We start from the raw sequence: 18,857 nt of genomic DNA on the forward strand, positions 1-18,857 counted from the left end.
CCTGCAGCAGGCGTGGGATTACCCGCCGCTCTCCGAAGTATGTGAGGCAACCCGCGTCAGGTTGGTCAGTTCACTCGGTGCTGCCGGTACGTCGCAAACTTCAAACTGCATGGTTTCCAGGTCGCCCATGATGTAGGTGGGCGGTGCACCGACGCCGCCTACCGTGCCGGGATTGAGCATCAAACTCTGGCTGCCACTGACGTTATCCACGTGCCTGATTTCGGCACGGTGGTCGTGCCCGCAGCAGACCAGGTCGTAGTCGCCGGTGCAGGCCATGGCGCGCGCGTAATGCGGATAGTGGACGATGAAAATCTTGCGTCCGCCCAATTCGATTTCGGCGTCCTGGCCATGGTAGCGAATGACGCTGCCCTCCTCCGCCCCCAGGCGCGACAGGTTGAACATGTCGCCGGTATTGTTGCCGTGAATGACATGCACCGGCAAAGCGAATTTTTGCAGCGAACGCAATGTAGTCGGTGCGACGACGTCGCCGCAGTGCAGCACGGCTTCGGCACCACGGCTTAACGCGTCTTCTACGGCGAGCGCCATCAGACGACGGTTATCATGGCTGTCGGAAATGATGCAGATTTTCATGCTGGCACGCCCCAAAAAAGAGCCGCCGGCAGGCGGCGCTGGCGGATTAAAATGCGGGCTTGTCGGCAGCGGCGTTGTAGCGTTCCACACCGGCCATGATTTCGGCCTTGGCGGCGTCGGCATCGACCCAGCCTTCCACTTTCACCCACTTGCCGACTTCCAGATCCTTGTAATGTTCAAAGAAATGGGAAATCTGGGCCAGGGACATTGCAGGCAGATCCTCGGGTTTTTGCACGTTTTTGTACATGCCGCACAATTTATCTACCGGCACGGCCAGCAGTTTGGCGTCCACGCCGGCTTCGTCGCTCATCTTGAGCATGCCGATGGTACGGCAGCGCACCACCACACCGGTAATTAGCGGCACCGGGGTCATGACCAGCACATCCACCGGGTCGCCGTCTTCGGACAGGGTGTGCGGAATGTAGCCGTAGTTGCAGGGATAATGCATGGCGGTGGACATGAAACGATCCACGAACATCGCGCCGCTTTCCTTGTCTACTTCATACTTGATGGGATCGCCGTGCATGGGGATTTCGATGATGACGTTAAAATCGTTGGGGACGTCCTTGCCAACGGGAACCAGATTCAGACTCATGCGTTAAACCTTTACTTTCAGTGCGGTACAAAAGCCGCAATTATACCGTATGCTCCGTTCGCTCTACGTTGATTTCAATTCCTATTTTGCCTCTGCGGAACAGCAGGCCGAGCCGAGTCTGCGCGGCAAACCCGTCTGCGTGGCGCCGGTGGTGGCGGAAACCACCTGTTGCATCGCGGCAAGCTATGAAGCCAAGGCATTCGGCGTCCGGACCGGAACGCCCATTCATGAGGCGCGCAAATTGTGCAAGGGTATCCGTGTCGTGCAGGCGCGCCCCGCCATGTATGTGGACTATCACCATCAACTGGTCGCTGCGGTGGAATCCTGTACCCATGTGGAAGCCGTCTATTCCATCGACGAAATGCACTGCGAGCTGACCGGCAGCCAGCGCGTGCGCGCCAACGCCGAAACGCTGGCGCACAAGATCAAGCGCACCATTTACAACACCGTGGGTACGGAATTGCGCTGTTCGATCGGCATTGCGCCCAACCTGTTTCTGGCGAAGACGGCATCCAACATGCGCAAGCCGGACGGCCTGACGGTGATCGAACTCAACGATCTGCCCGATTGCCTGTATCCACTGGAACTGCGTGATATCAATGGCGTCGGGCGACAGATGGAAAAACGCCTGAAACAGGCCGGGATTCACACCCTGCGCGATTTGTGGGCTGCCGACAAGGCCCGGCTGGCACGTGCGTGGGGCAGTATCGAAGGCGAGCGCATGCATGCCAAATTGCGCGGCGAATGGCTGCTGCCCGCACCCAGTGCGCGCGCCAGCATCGGACATTCGCATGTGCTGGCGCCGGCAATGCGCAACGACCACACCGCGCATTCGGTACTGCACAAGCTGTTGCAAAAAACCGCCATGCGCCTGCGCAGCCATGAATTGCTGGCGGGCGCGATGCAGATCAAGGTGAAATATCTGCGCTACCAGTCCTGGAACGAGAAAATAAGCTTCGACCGGAGCTCGGATACGCTCACTCTGACTGACATCCTGGATCTGCTGTGGAAGAAGAAACCGGTCGTACGCGACGATCCGCTGGCAGTCGGTGTCACGCTCACGCGCCTGGTGGAAGCGGCGCATCACACGCCGTCACTGTTCGATACCGGCATTGCGCGCAGCCAGCTCAACGCCACCGTGGACAAACTCAATGCGCGCTTTGGCAAAAACGCCGTGTATTTTGGCGCTGCGCACGATGCGCTGCAGGCCGCGCCGATGCGCATCGCGTTCGGCCATATTCCTGATCTGGATACGGAAAGCGACGAATAACTGCGTTACGGGTAGATGCCGTTGCCCCCTGCCGGATCAGGCAAATATGCTACTGACCGGCTGTGCAGCCCGGCTTGCGCAGCAAAACTGCGTGCCGCATCGGCGCTCACTGTTTGCGATTCCATCTCGTTGACTTGCGCTGCATCATAGTGCGCCGCCTTGAGTTTTTCCTCATCCAGCCCGCGGATCCCGGCAGTGGCCACAATCTGGCCGGTTCCCAGTCCAGCCGCCGATTGTGGCCGCGCCCCCATGGCCTGGGCAGCGGGCAGGCATGCGGTGGCGATTGCGCAAAATGCACCGATATTCATTAATAAATAACGCATACGCATAATATTGACCTCCGGCGGTATTTTGACTGCTGGTGATGAGTACAACTCGACTTGACTCCCCAGTCAAGTTAATCTCATGGGAAATTCCGTATGCCAGAAAAGACCATGCATATCAAAATCGCCCTGTTAAGCTTGACCCTGCTTGCTTGCTGTCAGTCCGCACTCGCCTTTGAAGTCGGCGAATTCAAAAGCGGCATGACCCGCAACCAACTCAAAACCACGCTCAAATCGTGGAATTTTGAAAACAATGTTGAAGCCGGCGACACCCTGATGGCGTATGACTCATCAGACAACCCGGCAGGCCGGCGCTATGTATTCATCTTTTGTAATGACAAACTGGTGGAATTCGATCAGGAAATGGCCCCTTCTTTCAACAATTTTGTAACGGTTACCGGTAATTTTAATACCCAGTACGGTAGTCCGCTGAAAGTCGTGGCGCTCCACAACGTGGTAAGCGCAGGCGAAAAAAACACCCTGGCGATTTACTGGCGCAAGATGAACGACGTCACCGGCGTACGTTACATCCTGCAGCCCAACAGCGAACAACTCACCACCACTTACCAGGTCAGCAATAATTGCTGGGAGGCGCCCAGATAAAAAGCCGACAGTAGGCGATCTCGCTCACATCGCGCACGCATCGGCCAATCACTTATAAAACGCTATCAACACCGCAAGAATCGGGTGGAAACGCGCTACATACTCGGCGATACTGCTCCTGAATAACTTCCTGGATGCATCGTGAACCTTGCCAGCCTTATCCGACTGATCACCCTCGCCGCCATCTGGGGCGGCTCGTTCCTGTTCATACGCATCGGTGCGCCGGTGCTGGGACCGGTGATTCTGATCGAGTACCGCGTCGGTCTCGCTGCGCTATTTCTGACCATCGTAGCGGTAATTCTGCACAAGCCGCTCAACGCCCGACAGCACTGGCGCCACTACCTGATGCTGGGCATATTCAACGGCGCCTTGCCTTTCCTGCTGTTCGGATTTGCCGGGCAGACGCTTTCGGCCTCGGCCATGTCCATTCTGAATGCCACCTCGCCCATATGGGGTGCGGTGATCGGCGCAGTATGGTCGCGCCATGCGCTGAACGGGCGCACCGCGCTCGGACTGGGGTTGGGTATTGTCGGCGTTGGCCTGGTGGTCGGCGTTGACCACTTGACCGCGCAACGGGGCGCCGGAATTGCCATTGCAGCCGCGCTGCTGGCCGCGTTCTCCTATGGCATCGCCACGACCTATGCGAAGACCGCAAAATCCGTGGACAGCTTTTCCAATGCGCATGGCAGCATGTGGGCGGCTACGCTGGTCATCGCGCCCGCTGTGCCCTTTGCAACGGTTTCGGCAGCGCCGAGCGTCGGCGTCCTGCTCGCAGTCGTCGCACTGGGCATCGCCTGTACCGGTATTGCCTTCCTGCTCTATTTCCGGCTGATCCGCGAAATCGGGGCGACCTCCGCGCTCACGGTCACCTTCCTGATTCCGGTCTTCGGCATGCTGTGGGGCGGCCTGTTCCTGGGCGAAATCATTACCTGGGGCATGATTGCCGGTTCGTGCATCGTCATTGTGGGCACGGCACTGGTCACCGGCTTTAATCCGGCAGCGCTGCTGCCGCGCAGGGCAGCCGGCAATGCGTAATACCGTTGCAGATCAGGCGCGGCAATATGAGACAGTCGCGCGCGCCATTACCTTTATCCGCAGCCATGCGCGACGCCAACCCACGCTCCATGAAATTTCCGACAGTCTCGGGCTGAGCGAATTTCATCTGCAAAGAATGTTCTCGGAATGGGCCGGCGTCTCGCCCAAACGATTTTTGCAATATGTGACCAAGCAATACGCCAAACAGGCATTACGCGAATCAGCCGATGTGCTTTCCGTCACACTGGACACCGGCTTGTCGAGTCCTGGGCGCTTGCATGACTTGATGGTGACCTGCGAAGCCATGTCGCCGGGAGAGATAAAAACCGGGGGTGCGGGCCTGGAAATCGGGTTCGGCGAAGCGCCCACCCCATTTGGAAATGCGCTTATCGCCTGGACATCGCGCGGTATCTGCCATCTCGGGTTTGTGGAGGGCGCTGGCATGGCGCACGCGGTGGCCGGCCTGCAGCAGGACTGGCCGGCTGCGACCCTGGTGCAGGATAGGCAACGCGCGCTGCAGCTAGCTGCCGAAATTTTCCACGCCGGTCCGCCAACGCAGGCCTTGCATTTGATGCTGCGGGGTAGCAACTTTCAGATCAAGGTGTGGGAGGCCTTGCTATCGGTGGCTCCGGGCGAGATGGTGTCCTACACCCAGCTTGCACAACGATCCGGGACACCCAAGGCACGCCGCAGCGTCGCGACAGCCATTGCCAAAAACAGCATCGCCCTGCTTATTCCCTGTCATCGCGTCATCCGGGAAAGCGGGGAAATCGGCAGCTATCGTTGGGGATCGGACAGAAAAACCGCGCTGCTCGCATGGGAGGCGGCACAGGTCGCCAGATAATACCCCGCGCAAATGCTGGCCTCGCCAGTCTGAACGGGCCCGATAAAGCCAAGCATCAAAGCAACAACTCCACCACACGCATCAGGCAGCCTGCTGCTTTTGCGTCGCCACGCTGACCTTCTCGATTTTTTTGATTGAGCCTTCAATGCACTGCATTGGCGATTATGTACGTTCACGCACAGACAATGATGATGGGGAATCATATCTTGGTCACAACATTGCAGTGATTACGGTGCCTGTGCTGTTAACAAGAAACCTGGCATCGATTGCCCACATGGAACACAGGGAGGGTTGCCATGAAACTTAAGGCTTTAGTTGCACTATGTTTTATAACGGCTTCCGTTACCGGGCAGGCGACTGAACCGTCTATGTCCGCAGGATCGCTACCCCAGGAACGTTTCATAGCGGATAACAACGGTATTGATGAACCTCATCGGAAAATCAAGAGTTCGTCGCCACGGGACCAATACCATGCCAGATCGATCTTAAAAATCACTCTGGCCTATCAGAAACTGCATTATGAAACATCGTTTTCAAGAGGCTGTGAATAATTAAAACCCCACACCTCAGGCAGAGGCTCCGGGTTTAAAGGATCTGTTTGGAAAATGTCATTTAACGCCTGACGGCGTTAGCAGGTCCGGGAGTGGTAACACAGAAAAACAACATTGCAGTTGAAGTTTTTTTCAATTCATCAAGGAGTTCATCATGTCAAAAGCTGTGATATGCATTGCCAATACCCTGGTCCAGGCAGAAACGATCGTGACCTATCTTAAAGACGCCGGCGTGTCCACCGCCGACATTTCGGTTCTGTTGCCTGACCGTACCGGAAGCCGTGATTTTGCTCACGAACACAATACCAAGGCGCCCGAGGGCGCGACGATAGGTGGAAGTGCAGGAGGCCTGGCCGGAGGTGTTCTGGGCTTACTAGCCGGGATTGGCGCTTTGGCCATCCCCGGCGTCGGACCTTTTATCGCCGCGGGTCCCATCATGGCAGCTCTAAGCGGCGCCGCCGTGGGCGCTGCCCTGGGCGGGATTGCCGGCGCACTGGTGGGTATGGGCATGCCTGAATATGAGGCAAAGCAATACGAAACCAAGGTGAAAGACGGGAATATCCTGATCTCCGTGCACACGGATAGCAGCGAGGAAGCAAAGCTGGTCCGGAAAATAATGAAAGATGCCCACGCAGAGGATATTTCCACCACGGGCGAAGAGCACGTCAGAAAATCCGACAGGGCCTATTCAGCCGGGAAAAGCTTGTAGTGCTTGATCACCCCGTTTAGGAAATCGGCAGACTGGCATTAGGCAATAAATATTACCCGCAAGCCCATCGGAGTGCGCCGGCATCGCTTCCCATGAACATGGCGGGTAGTAACGCTCAAACTATCAAGGAGGCCATTATGGGTAAATATTTTATTGCTTGGATATTGGGTGTCCCCGCAATCGTACTCGTCGTAATTTATTTTTTTATGCACTAAGGCGTTATTGAAAACATGACCATTGTTTATGGTTGATTGTATTAAGGCTTATTTCAAGGAGCATTTCATGGAAACGTCAGTAAATAATTTAAGTTCCAATCCCGGCATGTCAGGAAAGCCCTTTGCCAGCAACATCGACGAAGCGAGTGCCGGTGCCCACCACACGATCGACAAGGTGACGGATGCGGCGCGCCCCGCCGTGGATCGCGTTGCCACGGGTGCTCATCAGGCTGTCGACAAACTAGCCGGTGCGGCAGCTTCGGCGGCCGAAACCTACGACGTCAAGAGCGAGCAGCTCAAAGAAGCACAAATGCGGATTACCGAAAATTGCCGTAATTATGTGCGTGATAACCCGCTTGCCACGGTAGGCATCGCGGTTGTGGCAGGATTTCTGCTAAGCAGATTCATGAATGCCCGCTGATCCTGCAGCATCCGGCAGGACAAATCCTGCCGGCGATATCCCCTCCGCGAGCGAAGCCGCGTCAAAGCCGGCGGGGCTGATAGACGACGTCAAATTATTGGGACGCGAGTTAGTCGGCCTATTGCACGATCGTCTTGAACTCGCGGCGCTGGAAACCAGATTCGCCGCGCACAATCTGGTCGGCATGATCGCTACAGGTGTGTTGGTAGCCGTATTGCTGGTGAGCGCCTGGCTGGGCTTGTTCGGAGCAATGGTTCTGTGGCTGATCCAGCTCGGCTGGACGGCGAGCGTCGCCATGCTACTGGGGGCCGTCGTCAATCTGGCGCTGGCAGCTTTATTGTATCGTTCGATTCTACGCCAAAGCCGAAATCTAGGATGGCCGGCAACCCTGCGTAGCCTCAAGCCATTAGAGCCAGCCGAAAGAAGTGATTATGACAGTCCATGACATTCCTCTACCGGTGCAAATCGACAAGGCCGAGCGTCAAATTGTTCTGCGCCGACTCGCCCTAAGCCGGAACATGAAGCGTTTGAACAAGAATGTTCGACAGGAGCTGGCATTCCCGGCGACCTTGCTGGCGACCGCAGGATTGGGCTGGGCGATTGGGGCGCTATTGAAACGCCGGCCCCGAGGCCATGCGCACCCGACATCCATGAAGAAAGAGGAAACGTCCGCCGGCAAAATGACGCATATATTTGGCAAGCTGCTCAAGATAATTGCGATGCTACGTACTCTTGCAGCTACTTTGCCCCCTGACATGAGCTGCCGTACTCAGCCAAAAACGGATTCGAAATCCTAGGCCTGAATAGCGCACCAAGGATTTCTTTATCTATTGGGAATTGTCATGAATATTCGCGGACATCAAACGTAAAGGGTCATACAAAATGAATACACGTCTAACCTGGATCACATTACTAATTGCCACACAAGCGTTTGCAACCGGTTCGCAGCCCACCGCGCCGGAAACCGCCGGTAATTCGCAGCGCGTCGGAAACGCTGCGCAGGCGGCCGCTTTATCGACGGAAGTTGCTGTCGAAAAAGGCGGTCCATATGACCGTGTCTATCATCCCGAAAACCTGCCCTCCATGGAAGACGGAAAGCACTTCCCCGACACCTGGACGTCTCTCGGTGCGAATCCTGCCCATAACGCAGCGTTTGAGCTTACTTCTGGCGCTCCCGCCTGGCTTAGCCACGGCGTCGAATGGAAGTTTGCGGAAGCGAGGTCATGGCCCCTCGATCGTAAAGAAGCATTTGATAATCCCGTGTATGGAGAACGCCGCGGTCCCTCGACACAAACCCAGTTCTATGGCAATGCTGTAGGCGTGTCCATTGCGAATGGCGTTGTTTACGCGGAAAGCGATGATCAGTTCGCTTATGCGGTCAATGCGCGCACCGGCAAACTTATCTGGCGCACCAGCCCGGTCGGCAATACCTTGATGGGTACGCCCGTCGTAGCGCAGGGCAAAGTCTTCCTCTCCGCAGGCAATGTCGGATTCAACTTTTCCAACGTAACCAGATTCGCCAAAACCAAGACTGCAGCGCGCGGTGAGGGGATTAGTTTTAATGGCATTTATGCTCTTTCCGCAAAGACCGGAGAATTGCTCTGGCACTATGGTACCGATGGCGAGGCTATGCCCACGGCTGCTTTCAGCAACGGGAAAATATATATCACCACCGGGGATGGGTACGCCCAGGCTATCGACACTCAAACCGGTAAACCCGTCTGGAAGACAGAGCTCCATGGCATGGCCAATATGTCGAGCCCCAGTATTGTTGACAGCAAAATGTATGTCGCCATGTCATCGCCGGGGGGCGTGTTCTGTCTGGATGCCACGAGCGGCAAAGTGCTTTGGAAATCCAACATTCAAGGCGCGGAGGATACGGGAATCGGCGATGTATCCCCTGCAGTGAGTAATGGCGTTGTGGTGATGGACGCAGTCGCGGATGCGAAACAGGAGAATGGCAAGACAACCATGGATACCCGCATTGTGACGTATGACGCGCGTACGGGGAAAATCCTATGGCAGGCCAGCATGGGTCGCGGGGCGAAGCCGCCGGCATTCAAGGGGGGCGTGCCCATGATTCATGACGGCGTCGTCTATGTGGGCACACCGGTGAACAATGTGATCCAGGCATATGACCTGAAATCGGGACAGAAGAAATGGACCTGGCAGGTGCCGGACGCCAGCGCAGCCGGTTCGGGCCGTGGAGCACCGACCTATTACAAGGGCGCATTGTATGTATCGACGGGTGAGTACCTGTATGCGCTGAATCCTTCCAGTGGTGCCCTCATTCATAAATACCATGTGGGAGGCCGTTTCGGTATCGTCAATCCGGTCATTATCGGGGGTACGATCTACCTCAGCAACTCATGGGATTGGCTACTGGCTGTGCCGCTTTCGAAAGTCAACCCGACAGCCAAAAGTTGACAGGGCTTTCAGTATTCAGGAAACAGAAAATGGATGATGAATTTCATTTCACATGGTAAAATCTTGCAAAATATCGAATTTTGATATAAGGCCTTTGCTTGTTCAACTTGAGTATTGGAAAATCTCATGCCCTGGAGAAATCTTCTGACCCAGCCCGAAGCCGGAAATCACATCGTCCAGGTTTGTCGGGATGAAGCATTTTTGGTTAATGCAGTGACCAAGTTTGTCGGTGCAGGCTTGCAGGGCGGGGATGCATCGATTGTCATCGCGACGCCAGCTCACCGACTGGCTTTCGTTGCAAGTCTGGAACAGCAGGGCCTCTCTGTACAAAATGCCAAGGCCGAAGGGAAGATCAAGTTTTTTGACGCGGAATCCCTGCTTTCTGGTCTCATGGTAAACGACATGCCTGAATGGAAGGCATTCGAGAAACACGTCGGAAGCCTCATGCGGGAAATGAAGTCGAAGCACAAGAACGTGCGCGCCTACGGTGAAATGGTGAATTTGCTGTGGCAAAAAAATAAACTCGATGCTGCGGTCAGGCTAGAAGAGTTCTGGAATGAGCTATCCAGGCAATTGGATTTTTCGCTTCTGTGCACCTACTCGATGGACGGTCTGGATCCGGAGGTCTATGAAGGCTCCTTGGAACGCATATGCAAATGCCACACCCACCTCATCCCGACAGAAAATTACGATTTGCTCGAAATTGTGGTGAAAAAAGCCACGCGAGATCTTCTCGGACCCAAGCTAACTGACGCAATCGGCAGACTTGCAGAATCCCGACACAGCAACACCCAAATGCCCTCGGCACAGGCGACACTTCTTTTCCTGAGCGAAAAACTACCGCTCTCCGCCAAGAAAATACTGTCTCGCATCCAGATGGAACGTACTGTTACCCCTACCACTTCTGGCTGATGTGGCTGGCATTCGAATGCGATTAGCCTGATCAGGCTGCAAGCAGGTCGATTAACAATTGTTCGGATTCTTTCTTCAATATGCTGTAACACTCACACACGTGGGTCTCCAGCTCCGCTCTGTTCGTTACTTCGATATGTCCCCGGCGGTAGCTCAGTATCCCCGCCCGCTGCAATTTTCTGGCGGCTTCGGTGATGCTTTCGCGGCGCACGCCGAGCATATTGGCGATCAATTCCTGGGTCATCGTCAAACTGTTGGAATGCATACGGTCAAAATTCAGGAGTAACCAGCGGCATAGTTGCTGCTCCACCGAATGACGCCGGTTGCACGCAGTCGTTTGAGCCATTTGGACAATCAGCGTCTGCGCATAACGCAACAACAATTGTTGCAATGTGCCGCTTCTGCGGCCGCCGCTGCGCGTCAATGCTTCCCGCAGGGTTTTTGCGCTGATTCGATATCCGTGTCCGGTCGAATGGACCACTGCCTGGGTGAGTGCCGTCTCCCCTCCCATGAAGATGGAAACGCCGAGCATACCCTCGCTTCCTACCACAGCCACTTCAACTGAAGTTCCATCTTCCAGGCCGCAGAGCAGCGAGGCTGTAGCGGTGGTAGGGAAATAGGCATACTGCAGCTTCTCGTTAACTTCATACAAAACTTCGGCACAAGACATGGTAACCAGTTCAAGCTCGGCTGCAATGCTCTCGAATTCATGCGGGCTCAATGCGCGCAGAATATAATTCTGTTGCGGATCACAGAGTACCGACATTTTTACCCCCTGATATTAAGTTATTTTTTTTTCTGCAGCGAAAAAATGAAATGCTCCTTCTCCTTTCCCTCGAAAATCTGGTAGTCATCGCCACCCGCCGTCTTGACCCGGTACATGGCATTATCCGCATGTTTAAGCAAAGTGTGGCCATCGTCACCGTGCTCGGGATAGATCGCTATACCTATGCTCGCATGTAGAGGAATATCCCTGCCATCAATTGCTAACGGCTCACCGAGCAGCGCAACAATTTTTTCAACCACATTCATGACGTCCTGAGGTAAGCTCACCTCCGTCAGTATCAGCGAAAACTCGTCTCCTCCCAAACGCGCAACCGTATCTTCTTCACGCAGGCACTTTCGAATCCTGCATGCTGCGGTTTGCAGAACCACATCGCCCACCGCATGCCCCAGAGTGTCGTTGATTGCCTTGAAGTGGTCGAGATCCATTACTACAACAGCAAATCCCTCATGATTGCGTGACCCACGTGCTTCTGCCTGCAGCAATCTGTCCAGAAACAGATTGCGGTTGGGCAAGCCGGTCAGGCAATCATGGTTGGCCAGGTGCTCCAGACGGTGCATGATCTGGATACGCTCGCTGACATCACGTCCGGTGGCTATAAAATGACTCATTTTTCCGCAGGCGTCATGGTAAGGACGAATGATCTTATCCTCATAAAAAATGCTGCCATTTTGACGGCGATTCACGAAAATACCCCGAAATGTCCTGCCCGCCCGCAAAGCCTCCCACATGTCTGCGAAGAATTGCGGCTCTTGCATCCCCGAATTCAAAACAGCATGGGTGCGCCCCACTACTGATTCCTTCCGATAACCGGTCAGTTCTTCAAAAGCCGGGTTAACATATTCAATCAATCCATCCACTGTGGTAACGGCTACTGCATCGCCATTGAACTCGGATACTTCCAGAAATTTATGCAGTTTGTTGTCTTCGCTTCCCAAAACAAACAATTCAAGCAAAAAAAAGCGACGATCCTCAATCTCCAGGCGCGCCAGGGAAGCCTTCAAAGGAACTTCCCGACCCGCTCTTCTGTTCCACCCCACAAATTCAAATTCAAACCCATTGTCAGATTCCGCAGAAAAAATATAGTGGCCGCGGATGGATTTAGACCAACTTAGGTCACCCTGCAATGCCGGGAATATATCTGCCACGGATTGTCCGAACAGCAGTGTCTGATTATTGTTATTGGGCGCAGGTAGTTACACACTTCGGGGCTGCTATATTTGATGGTGCCGTTTGTGTCTAGCACCAGTAAAGAGCGTTTGCTTTCTGCTAGAAAACCGGCTGATGAAAGCACCTTTCTCAGGCTATCCGGAACCGGAATTTCCATTGGTAGATCCTTACCCAGAACAATATAGCTCAAATTTAGTTCACAGCATTCATAGCAACTGTATATCCATGTAGTCTTCATTGACATACTTGGAGTATGGTATTTTATCTACCCTCTTAATGGTAGAAACACTCTGCACGAGAACCATCTTCTATAGAATTGTTTTTTATAGGGTTATATAGCCTGACCTAATGGCGTATTGAGTAAGCTCTGCAACATTATGTAAATCAAGCTTGTTCATGATATTGCGGCGATGAACATCGACCGTGCTCACTGCAATAAACAGCGCCTCGCCAATTTCGGATGAACGCTTGCCTTGCGCCAGCAGACACAGTACCTCGCGTTCGCGTGAGGTCAGCGTGGAGGAAACATGTGATTCTTCAGTGACAGCGCCGACTTGCCCCATAGAAGTCATCAGCATCTGGAGAATTTCTGGGCAAAAGTAAGCCTCATTCCGTTCCACTGCCCGTATCGCATTTAATAGCTCATTCCCGGCCGCCGCCTTGGACACATAGCCCGAAGCACCCGCATTGAGCATCTCATCGACAAAGCCCCGCTCCGTATGACCGGACAAGGCGATCACCTTCACTTCAGGTTGTTGCGCTATCAATTGTCGTGTGGCTTCAATGCCGTCGACGCCCGGCATGCCTATATCCATGATCACGATGCGCGGGTCTAAGCGCGCAGCAAGATCAAGCGCCTCCTGGGCGTTTCCCGCTTCCCCAACCACCTCGATATCGCCTTCCATATTCAAAAGATAGCGCAATGTCTCCCTCAGCAATTTGTGGTCATCCACCAGCAACACGCGCAAACTCATGGGCGGAACTCCTGGGAAATATAAGCTGAAGCACCGGCCAGCGGGGCTGACAAAATCAGGCGTGTGCCATTACGCGGCATATCTTCGACTTCAATACCGCCATACAGGTAATTCAAGCGCTCCTCAATGCTGCTTAATGCGAATCCTCCGGGTTGGGTCAGCGCCTCCCGATAGTCGAATCCGCTCCCTGAATCGCCGAGTATGATTTGTAGCCGGTTATCCTGGCACCGGGCAGACAATACAATCCGGCTGACCCGAGCAAGTGCGGCGACATTAGCCAGTATTTCGCGCACTGCACGGAACACCAGAGTCGCTACAGGCAAATCCAGTGGGATGTCCATGCTGTCATGCTGCACCACTATCTTCAGATCGCTGGTGCGGTGCAGATCTTCTGCCAACCACTCCAAGGCAGGCATCAGACCAATTTCATGCAGCAAAGGCGGACACAACTGAAAAATCATCGAGTGTACGGAGCCGTAAGCCTGGGTAAGCAGTGAATCCAGCTCCGCGGCGCGCTGCTTGAACAGAGGGGATGAGCGCTCTTGTTGACAAGCTCTCAGCTTAAGCTTCGTGGCCGCCAGAATCCCGCCCAGGTCATTATGAATTTCATGGGCCAGGTTGTAGCGCTCGTGTTCTTCCGCAAGAGTCATTCTCATCGCAAGCGTTTGCAATTCGACAATTCGCTCTTGCTTATGCCGTTTCAAAGATTCTGTTACCTGCCATGTGTTAATAGCCATATTTTCCGTATATCTATTTTTAGCAATTTCAATAAATAAAATTACCATGCCGCTGGAGATGTCACTTTTTCCCTTGTAAGGCATGATCCTGCGTAAAAAACTGCGACCATTCGGCATTGTAAAATTCCGCTGAAGAGGCAACCGTGTATTGGCAACAATTCTGGCATCCTCCATCAGATTACTGGCCACCAAATTTTCGGAAATTTCACTGAGCGACCTTCCATGAATGGAGTCGGGTAAACCGAATATATTTTGCGTTGTTTGCGTAAACCACAAAACGCGCAGCTCATAATCCAGGCATAGAAGCCCTATTTCGCTTCCGCCGAATTCATTATCGGGCAATGAATAAGCATTATTCATCTGGAAATCATTTACTCGCTATGGATAAACGGATTTGCAAGATAAATATAACTGCTATCTATAATAAGTCCGTTCGGTAACCCACATTATTTCCATGAAAAATAAATGTTTTTATGCCGGATAAATTATGGAATTTGCTTGAGGTGCGTTAGCAGAATATGGCGCGTTGCATATTCTCTCTATGCACGAGGAAACGGAAAATTATTTGATATAGAAGTTTGCGTCCGTGGTCGTCTATCGTTCCCCGAACGCAAACTTTTGGTTCTTTATTTCTTGTGATCCATGGATTGCATATGATTCATGTGCATTTTGTCGAATACTTCTTTTTGTTCCGGCTTGAGCTCACTATAAAAAGCTTTTACCGCATCTGCCATGGCGGCCATATTCTGCGCACGCTCTTTCATCATGTCCGCCATCATCGCCATGCGATCAGGCATGGTCTTGGGCATATCCTGCATATTCCCTTTCATCTTATCGTGCATTGACGCCATGCTTTTGGCTTGTGCGTTGACCTTATCGGAGAATGCTTGCCAGGCAGGCTCCTGATCTTTGGTCAGCCTAAGCTTGGCTTTCAGTTCGGCCAGGTGTTTGTGGGCCATGGCAATCGGGTCCTTCATCATATGGCCCTGCATCATGCCCATGCCATCACAACCCATCTCATGTCTTTCCTTGTGCATCTTCCCGTCATGGCTGGCAGCTGTTGCGACGCCGATTGCGAACACGGTAGAGATCAGGCCAAAAGCGAGTTTTGTACGCAGTTTCATGGAATTTCCTTTCAGTGTGAAAAAATATTGCCTGCAACCTGCTGGTCGAAACAAGCAATAGGAATGATTCGTTTTGCCAAGAGTTCCAGATCTACAATGACGATTTATTTCCACCGGCACTCGCTCTGCCCCGATTGGTTTATTGAAAGCGGTGATGGATCAGGCCTCACCACGATTGCCGGTTTGACCTATCGCCCAATCCGAACCCCAGAGAGGGAGCCCAGTACCCCGAAGACGCTCAGCAACCAAAGGATCACTGCAATGATCACCACCACATTCAGGATTTTCTTGATCGTGGCTTCCATCGGTATGTAGGTATTGATCAGCCAAAGCACCACCCCCACGACAACCAACACAATCACTAATTGAATCAATGGCATCATTATTCTCCTTGGTATCGCCTTAAATGGATTGTTCAGCGTGCATTTGCACGCCACTGCCGGACAGCATCCAGCTTGGCGTGTAATCAACTCACATTATTTGAGGCGCATATCATTCTTGACGGAGCGCACACCCTCGACCTTGCGTGTTACTTCTACAGCACGGTTGATGTCTGCCTGCGAGTTCACGAAACCACTCAGCTGAACCACCCCCTTGAACGTTTCAACATTGATTTCAGTAGATTTGAGCGTGGGTTCCTTGAAAAGAGCTGCCTTGACCTTGGTCGTAATAACGCTGTCGTCGATATAGGCGCCGGTACTCTCCTTGGTCTGGGTAGATGCGCAGCCCATGAATGATACCAGTACAACGCTCAGGAAAAGTGCGGAAAAAATCTTAATTAGTTTCATGATTAGACGTTCCAAATAAATATTAAATATACAAATAGTTTACTCACGACTGAGTCAGACGCCCCGTGAGCACTCGCTTGCCTTTCCGAAATCGGTTTCAGCGTGCTATATCCGTCCCAGCAACAGCAGGATGATCAGGATGATCAATATCAATCCCAACCCGCCACTGGGACCGTAGCCCCATCCCCTGCTGTGGGGCCAGGCCGGGATTGCACCTATCAGCATCAGGATCACCACTATCAGCAGTATTGTCCCCAACATTTTTTTCTCCTTGTAGCACTCGTTAAAATCCCAATCCAGCCCTGTAATTTTCATGACAACGCATGGCAGTTCTCTCTCGATCCCTGGCGTGTGCGCCATTGACATCTTCGTCGGCAGGATCATTTCCACTAGACGATTCAGTTGATAGCCAGCTGTCCATATCGATCTTGCGGTGCTGACCGCATTTCGCGCAACCGGAGAGGTAGGATGAAATTTAGACATATATCCGGATACAGTCTGTTCGGTATCACACATAACCATATAAATCTCTGCACGGCATGGTGATGCTTGACTGCTTCGGCTTGGTCGTGGCGCCGCGTGTGCTATCCTGCACGTCGTATTGGTATCGCCTTTTGGTGGGCGTGCCAGCCGCAGTGTCCTGCCGAATGATGCCCCAGCGACAACCACACCAGCGTTATGGTGGCGGACAAAACCTCTATGCTGAATTGACCGCACTAGGTATGCTATGCGGCCACGAGGAACCGGCGCAGTGCCGCACATCCGCCTTGCCAGACTGAACTGACGCGCATCATGGAATTCATCGATCTGTGGAATCCCACCCACCCCGGCATTTTCGCCGCTCTCGTTACCGCATTGCTGCTGGGCCTGATCCACGGCATGGTGCCGGACGAACACACCTGGCCCATCACGTTCAGCTATGCGGTCGGCAGTTACTCCACCCGTAAAGGACTGCGTGCCGGGCTGCTGTTCTCGCTGACTTTCACCGTGCAGCGTGCGATTGCCAGCGAATTGGCGTGGCTGGGGCTGTCGCAGTGGATGCAGAATGACTGGCTGAACCAGGCCTTGTTCGTGCCCATCGGCCTGTTGATGGCAGGCGGCGGCTGGCTGATGCTGCGCCAGCGTCGTGCCATGCATCTGCACCTGATCGGTGAGTGTCAGCAAGATCGCCTGGATGACACGCCAGAAACCATTCACTGGACTCGCATGACTGGCTGGATGCCGGCGCTACACGGCTTTGTCGCCGGCTGGGGCTTCGGTGCCTTTGCCCTCATTCTCTATACGACCCTTGCGCCTGCGATGCCCAGCGCCGCCTGGGGCTGGTTACCCGGCGCCCTGTTCGGGCTGGGCACCCTGATCGTGCAAGCCGTGGCGGGTGCCCTGTTCGGCCGTATGGCAGCCAGCCGCAAGCTTTCTCCCCAGGCAATACGTGCGGTGGCGCTGACAACGGCCGCACGCACCCTGCTGTGGGGCGGCGCCGCCTATACGATTGCGGGCGTGTTCGGCCTGCTGTTTCCCAGCCTGGCTCACTGGAGCATCGACACGGGCCTCCACGTGCATGGCCTGTCCCACATCGACCTGCCGCTGGTGCTGGCGGTGGTGTGCGTGGCGGGCGTGGGGCTGGGCACTTTTATTACCCAGACCCGGACCTTGCGCGCGATGCAGGACACGGTAGCCAGTAGCAAATAGCGCTCGCCCCTCAGCGAGACGTATCAACGTGGTGCAGCTGTCTGGTAAAACAGTGCAAGTTGTTTGTGGACTGCCGGGCAACAGTTTTTCAAAATATCCGGTGCGGTAAAGAAATACTCGCTCATCACCGCAAAAAACTCCGCTGGATTGGTCGCGGCATAAGGATTGATAAAACCGGATTCTCCTGCCGCCACTTGCTGACACAGCGCATCGTAGGCCTCACTGAATGCCTCGGCCCATCGTTTCCTGCTCATGCCGCGACGCAGTGGCGGCATACCGTTCGTGACCCCGGTAAGACCATCCAGCTTGTGTGCGAACTCGTGCAACACCACATTGTGACCAGCCTGATAATGATAGGTATCCCGCTCGACGTCATCCCAGGACAAAATCACCGGGCCACGCAACCATGACTCGCCGGTTAAAACGCTTGCTTCGTTACGGACCAGGCCAATGGCATCCATCTGTGCATGCTTGACGCGAAACGCGCCCGGATAAAGGATGACCTCGACCCAACCGTCGAAATGCTCCACGCCCAGATTCAGGATCAGCAAACAGGCCTGGGCAGCCACCGCCACTCTCATTGACTGCGTCACCTCCAGGCCTTGAGCGCCGGTGATTGATTTCCGATCCAGGAACCATGTCGTCTTTTCGCGGAGGTGTGCCATTTGCACCGCATCCAGCCCTCTCAACACGCACACACGCCGGGTCACACTTTGCCAGACGTGGTGAGGTATCGGATGACGCTGAAGCATTCTGCGCATGCGCCAGCGCCGTAACGCAATGCCTAGCGGACGCATCTCGTCTTCTCGATGACGGTTGGTCCGTTCCGTCTCAACAACATGGCAATCCCTCTTTGATAACGTCTACGGCCTTGCGCATTTCCGCCGGGATAAGTTTATCCGCAAGGTTTTGTTCGATCTCAGTCACATCCCAATCGAATATTGCACGATATTTTTCGACCAGAATTTTCACGTCAGCAATGATTTCACTACGATGTCCTTCCAGTTCCAGCTGTTCTATTTTTGCCATTTTTTGTCTCCTTGATATTCAGGTGAAGAACGCTATTGTTCTGCGCTGGCCTGACGAGGCGAGACC

At 53.9% G+C, this 18,857-nt stretch carries 24 protein-coding genes; 11 read left to right on the plus strand and 13 right to left on the minus strand.

The window, feature by feature from the left end; genetic code table 11:
- Positions 1-18: 18 nt before the first annotated feature.
- Together ACFDAU_RS09695 and ppa are read right to left on the minus strand one after the other, a co-directional pair.
- A complete protein-coding gene (locus ACFDAU_RS09695) occupies positions 19-591 on the minus strand; it encodes a metallophosphoesterase family protein (RefSeq protein ID WP_413436728.1) in 573 nt (190 codons plus the stop codon).
- A 46-nt stretch (positions 592-637) separates the two neighbouring features.
- Entirely contained in the window at positions 638-1,186 is a 549-nt protein-coding gene (gene ppa, locus ACFDAU_RS09700; protein ID WP_413436729.1) for an inorganic diphosphatase, read from the minus strand.
- A 49-nt stretch (positions 1,187-1,235) separates the two neighbouring features.
- Here ppa and ACFDAU_RS09705 point away from each other — a divergent pair, with 49 nt between their 5' ends.
- A complete protein-coding gene (locus ACFDAU_RS09705) occupies positions 1,236-2,456 on the plus strand; it encodes a DNA polymerase Y family protein (protein WP_413436730.1) in 1,221 nt (406 codons plus the stop codon).
- Positions 2,457-2,461: 5 nt separating this feature from the next.
- Here the strand turns inward: ACFDAU_RS09705 and ACFDAU_RS09710 are convergent, their stop codons facing one another.
- Positions 2,462-2,785, minus strand: a complete 324-nt coding sequence (locus ACFDAU_RS09710) for a hypothetical protein (RefSeq protein ID WP_413436731.1) — start codon at positions 2,783-2,785, stop codon at positions 2,462-2,464.
- Positions 2,786-2,890: 105 nt separating this feature from the next.
- Here ACFDAU_RS09710 and ACFDAU_RS09715 point away from each other — a divergent pair, with 105 nt between their 5' ends.
- From ACFDAU_RS09715 to ACFDAU_RS09755, 9 genes are all read left to right on the plus strand, one after another.
- Positions 2,891-3,382 (plus strand): hypothetical protein, encoded by a 492-nt coding sequence (locus tag ACFDAU_RS09715; RefSeq protein ID WP_413436732.1) that lies wholly within the window; start codon positions 2,891-2,893, stop codon positions 3,380-3,382.
- A gap of 141 nt (positions 3,383-3,523) precedes the next feature.
- Complete coding sequence (locus ACFDAU_RS09720; RefSeq protein WP_413436733.1) at positions 3,524-4,417, plus strand: DMT family transporter; 894 nt, start codon at positions 3,524-3,526, stop codon at positions 4,415-4,417.
- A complete protein-coding gene (locus tag ACFDAU_RS09725) occupies positions 4,410-5,261 on the plus strand; it encodes a methylated-DNA--[protein]-cysteine S-methyltransferase (RefSeq protein WP_413436734.1) in 852 nt (283 codons plus the stop codon). Before ACFDAU_RS09720 ends, ACFDAU_RS09725 begins: the two co-directional genes overlap by 8 nt.
- 705 nt (positions 5,262-5,966) lie before the next feature.
- Positions 5,967-6,521, plus strand: coding sequence for a hypothetical protein (locus ACFDAU_RS09730; RefSeq protein WP_413436735.1), 555 nt, complete (start codon positions 5,967-5,969; stop codon positions 6,519-6,521).
- A gap of 282 nt (positions 6,522-6,803) precedes the next feature.
- On the plus strand, positions 6,804-7,157 hold the full coding sequence (locus ACFDAU_RS09735; RefSeq protein WP_413436736.1) for a glycine zipper domain-containing protein: 354 nt from the start codon (positions 6,804-6,806) through the stop codon (positions 7,155-7,157).
- Positions 7,147-7,602, plus strand: a complete 456-nt coding sequence (locus ACFDAU_RS09740) for a phage holin family protein (RefSeq protein ID WP_413436737.1) — start codon at positions 7,147-7,149, stop codon at positions 7,600-7,602. The genes ACFDAU_RS09735 and ACFDAU_RS09740 overlap by 11 nt, the downstream gene beginning before the upstream one ends.
- A complete protein-coding gene (locus ACFDAU_RS09745; protein ID WP_413436738.1) occupies positions 7,589-7,954 on the plus strand; it encodes a hypothetical protein in 366 nt (121 codons plus the stop codon). Before ACFDAU_RS09740 ends, ACFDAU_RS09745 begins: the two co-directional genes overlap by 14 nt.
- Positions 7,955-8,039: 85 nt before the next feature.
- The gene (locus tag ACFDAU_RS09750; protein WP_413436739.1) at positions 8,040-9,584 is read left to right on the plus strand and encodes a PQQ-binding-like beta-propeller repeat protein; all 1,545 of its coding nucleotides are present in this window, start codon (positions 8,040-8,042) and stop codon (positions 9,582-9,584) included.
- A gap of 126 nt (positions 9,585-9,710) precedes the next feature.
- Positions 9,711-10,496 carry an MEDS domain-containing protein gene (locus ACFDAU_RS09755; RefSeq protein WP_413436740.1) on the plus strand — a complete coding sequence of 262 codons (786 nt, stop codon included), beginning with the start codon at positions 9,711-9,713 and terminating at the stop codon, positions 10,494-10,496.
- A gap of 31 nt (positions 10,497-10,527) precedes the next feature.
- Here the strand turns inward: ACFDAU_RS09755 and ACFDAU_RS09760 are convergent, their stop codons facing one another.
- The 8 genes from ACFDAU_RS09760 to ACFDAU_RS09795 all read right to left on the minus strand — a co-directional run bounded on the left by ACFDAU_RS09760 (position 10,528) and on the right by ACFDAU_RS09795 (position 16,331).
- The gene (locus ACFDAU_RS09760) at positions 10,528-11,262 is read right to left on the minus strand and encodes a Crp/Fnr family transcriptional regulator (RefSeq protein ID WP_413436741.1); all 735 of its coding nucleotides are present in this window, start codon (positions 11,260-11,262) and stop codon (positions 10,528-10,530) included.
- Between the two features lie 20 nt (positions 11,263-11,282).
- The gene (locus ACFDAU_RS09765; RefSeq protein ID WP_413436742.1) at positions 11,283-12,428 is read right to left on the minus strand and encodes a diguanylate cyclase domain-containing protein; all 1,146 of its coding nucleotides are present in this window, start codon (positions 12,426-12,428) and stop codon (positions 11,283-11,285) included.
- A gap of 345 nt (positions 12,429-12,773) precedes the next feature.
- Positions 12,774-13,424, minus strand: coding sequence for a response regulator (locus tag ACFDAU_RS09770; protein ID WP_413436743.1), 651 nt, complete (start codon positions 13,422-13,424; stop codon positions 12,774-12,776).
- Positions 13,421-14,521, minus strand: coding sequence for a PAS domain-containing protein (locus tag ACFDAU_RS09775; RefSeq protein WP_413436744.1), 1,101 nt, complete (start codon positions 14,519-14,521; stop codon positions 13,421-13,423). The genes ACFDAU_RS09770 and ACFDAU_RS09775 overlap by 4 nt, the downstream gene beginning before the upstream one ends.
- Positions 14,522-14,787: 266 nt before the next feature.
- A complete protein-coding gene (locus ACFDAU_RS09780) occupies positions 14,788-15,285 on the minus strand; it encodes a Spy/CpxP family protein refolding chaperone (protein WP_413436745.1) in 498 nt (165 codons plus the stop codon).
- A 188-nt stretch (positions 15,286-15,473) separates the two neighbouring features.
- A complete protein-coding gene (locus ACFDAU_RS09785; protein ID WP_198415423.1) occupies positions 15,474-15,668 on the minus strand; it encodes a Thivi_2564 family membrane protein in 195 nt (64 codons plus the stop codon).
- 93 nt (positions 15,669-15,761) lie between these two features.
- On the minus strand, positions 15,762-16,073 hold the full coding sequence (locus ACFDAU_RS09790) for a BON domain-containing protein (protein ID WP_413436746.1): 312 nt from the start codon (positions 16,071-16,073) through the stop codon (positions 15,762-15,764).
- Between the two features lie 105 nt (positions 16,074-16,178).
- A complete protein-coding gene (locus ACFDAU_RS09795) occupies positions 16,179-16,331 on the minus strand; it encodes a DUF3309 domain-containing protein (protein ID WP_413439532.1) in 153 nt (50 codons plus the stop codon).
- Between the two features lie 534 nt (positions 16,332-16,865).
- On the opposite strand from ACFDAU_RS09795, the gene ACFDAU_RS09800 reads away from it, so the two are divergent.
- On the plus strand, positions 16,866-17,762 hold the full coding sequence (locus tag ACFDAU_RS09800; RefSeq protein ID WP_413436747.1) for a sulfite exporter TauE/SafE family protein: 897 nt from the start codon (positions 16,866-16,868) through the stop codon (positions 17,760-17,762).
- A gap of 23 nt (positions 17,763-17,785) precedes the next feature.
- Here the strand turns inward: ACFDAU_RS09800 and ACFDAU_RS09805 are convergent, their stop codons facing one another.
- Positions 17,786-18,523, minus strand: coding sequence for a zinc-dependent peptidase (locus ACFDAU_RS09805; RefSeq protein WP_413436748.1), 738 nt, complete (start codon positions 18,521-18,523; stop codon positions 17,786-17,788).
- Between the two features lie 70 nt (positions 18,524-18,593).
- Positions 18,594-18,791: a hypothetical protein gene (locus tag ACFDAU_RS09810; RefSeq protein WP_413436749.1), complete on the minus strand. Its 198-nt coding sequence runs from the start codon at positions 18,789-18,791 to the stop codon at positions 18,594-18,596.
- Positions 18,792-18,857: the final 66 nt, after the last annotated feature.

Source organism: Sulfuriferula sp. GW1 (assembly GCF_047300855.1).
Lineage (GTDB): Bacteria > Pseudomonadota > Gammaproteobacteria > Burkholderiales > Sulfuriferulaceae > Sulfuriferula.

What these genes read in the sequence shown, in the direction of transcription:
- ACFDAU_RS09695 (WP_413436728.1), bottom strand. Translation starts at nt 591, where the DNA reads ATGAAAATCTGCATCATTTCCGACAGCCATGATAACCGTCGTCTGATG.
- ppa (WP_413436729.1), bottom strand. Translation starts at nt 1,186, where the DNA reads ATGAGTCTGAATCTGGTTCCCGTTGGCAAGGACGTCCCCAACGATTTT.
- ACFDAU_RS09705 (WP_413436730.1), top strand. Translation starts at nt 1,236, where the DNA reads ATGCTCCGTTCGCTCTACGTTGATTTCAATTCCTATTTTGCCTCTGCG.
- ACFDAU_RS09710 (WP_413436731.1), bottom strand. Translation starts at nt 2,785, where the DNA reads ATGCGTATGCGTTATTTATTAATGAATATCGGTGCATTTTGCGCAATC.
- ACFDAU_RS09715 (WP_413436732.1), top strand. Translation starts at nt 2,891, where the DNA reads ATGCATATCAAAATCGCCCTGTTAAGCTTGACCCTGCTTGCTTGCTGT.
- ACFDAU_RS09725 (WP_413436734.1), top strand. Translation starts at nt 4,410, where the DNA reads ATGCGTAATACCGTTGCAGATCAGGCGCGGCAATATGAGACAGTCGCG.
- ACFDAU_RS09730 (WP_413436735.1), top strand. Translation starts at nt 5,967, where the DNA reads ATGTCAAAAGCTGTGATATGCATTGCCAATACCCTGGTCCAGGCAGAA.
- ACFDAU_RS09735 (WP_413436736.1), top strand. Translation starts at nt 6,804, where the DNA reads ATGGAAACGTCAGTAAATAATTTAAGTTCCAATCCCGGCATGTCAGGA.
- ACFDAU_RS09740 (WP_413436737.1), top strand. Translation starts at nt 7,147, where the DNA reads ATGCCCGCTGATCCTGCAGCATCCGGCAGGACAAATCCTGCCGGCGAT.
- ACFDAU_RS09745 (WP_413436738.1), top strand. Translation starts at nt 7,589, where the DNA reads ATGACAGTCCATGACATTCCTCTACCGGTGCAAATCGACAAGGCCGAG.
- ACFDAU_RS09750 (WP_413436739.1), top strand. Translation starts at nt 8,040, where the DNA reads ATGAATACACGTCTAACCTGGATCACATTACTAATTGCCACACAAGCG.
- ACFDAU_RS09755 (WP_413436740.1), top strand. Translation starts at nt 9,711, where the DNA reads ATGCCCTGGAGAAATCTTCTGACCCAGCCCGAAGCCGGAAATCACATC.
- ACFDAU_RS09760 (WP_413436741.1), bottom strand. Translation starts at nt 11,262, where the DNA reads ATGTCGGTACTCTGTGATCCGCAACAGAATTATATTCTGCGCGCATTG.
- ACFDAU_RS09770 (WP_413436743.1), bottom strand. Translation starts at nt 13,424, where the DNA reads ATGAGTTTGCGCGTGTTGCTGGTGGATGACCACAAATTGCTGAGGGAG.
- ACFDAU_RS09775 (WP_413436744.1), bottom strand. Translation starts at nt 14,521, where the DNA reads ATGAATAATGCTTATTCATTGCCCGATAATGAATTCGGCGGAAGCGAA.
- ACFDAU_RS09780 (WP_413436745.1), bottom strand. Translation starts at nt 15,285, where the DNA reads ATGAAACTGCGTACAAAACTCGCTTTTGGCCTGATCTCTACCGTGTTC.
- ACFDAU_RS09785 (WP_198415423.1), bottom strand. Translation starts at nt 15,668, where the DNA reads ATGATGCCATTGATTCAATTAGTGATTGTGTTGGTTGTCGTGGGGGTG.
- ACFDAU_RS09790 (WP_413436746.1), bottom strand. Translation starts at nt 16,073, where the DNA reads ATGAAACTAATTAAGATTTTTTCCGCACTTTTCCTGAGCGTTGTACTG.
- ACFDAU_RS09800 (WP_413436747.1), top strand. Translation starts at nt 16,866, where the DNA reads ATGGAATTCATCGATCTGTGGAATCCCACCCACCCCGGCATTTTCGCC.
- ACFDAU_RS09805 (WP_413436748.1), bottom strand. Translation starts at nt 18,523, where the DNA reads ATGCGCAGAATGCTTCAGCGTCATCCGATACCTCACCACGTCTGGCAA.
- ACFDAU_RS09810 (WP_413436749.1), bottom strand. Translation starts at nt 18,791, where the DNA reads ATGGCAAAAATAGAACAGCTGGAACTGGAAGGACATCGTAGTGAAATC.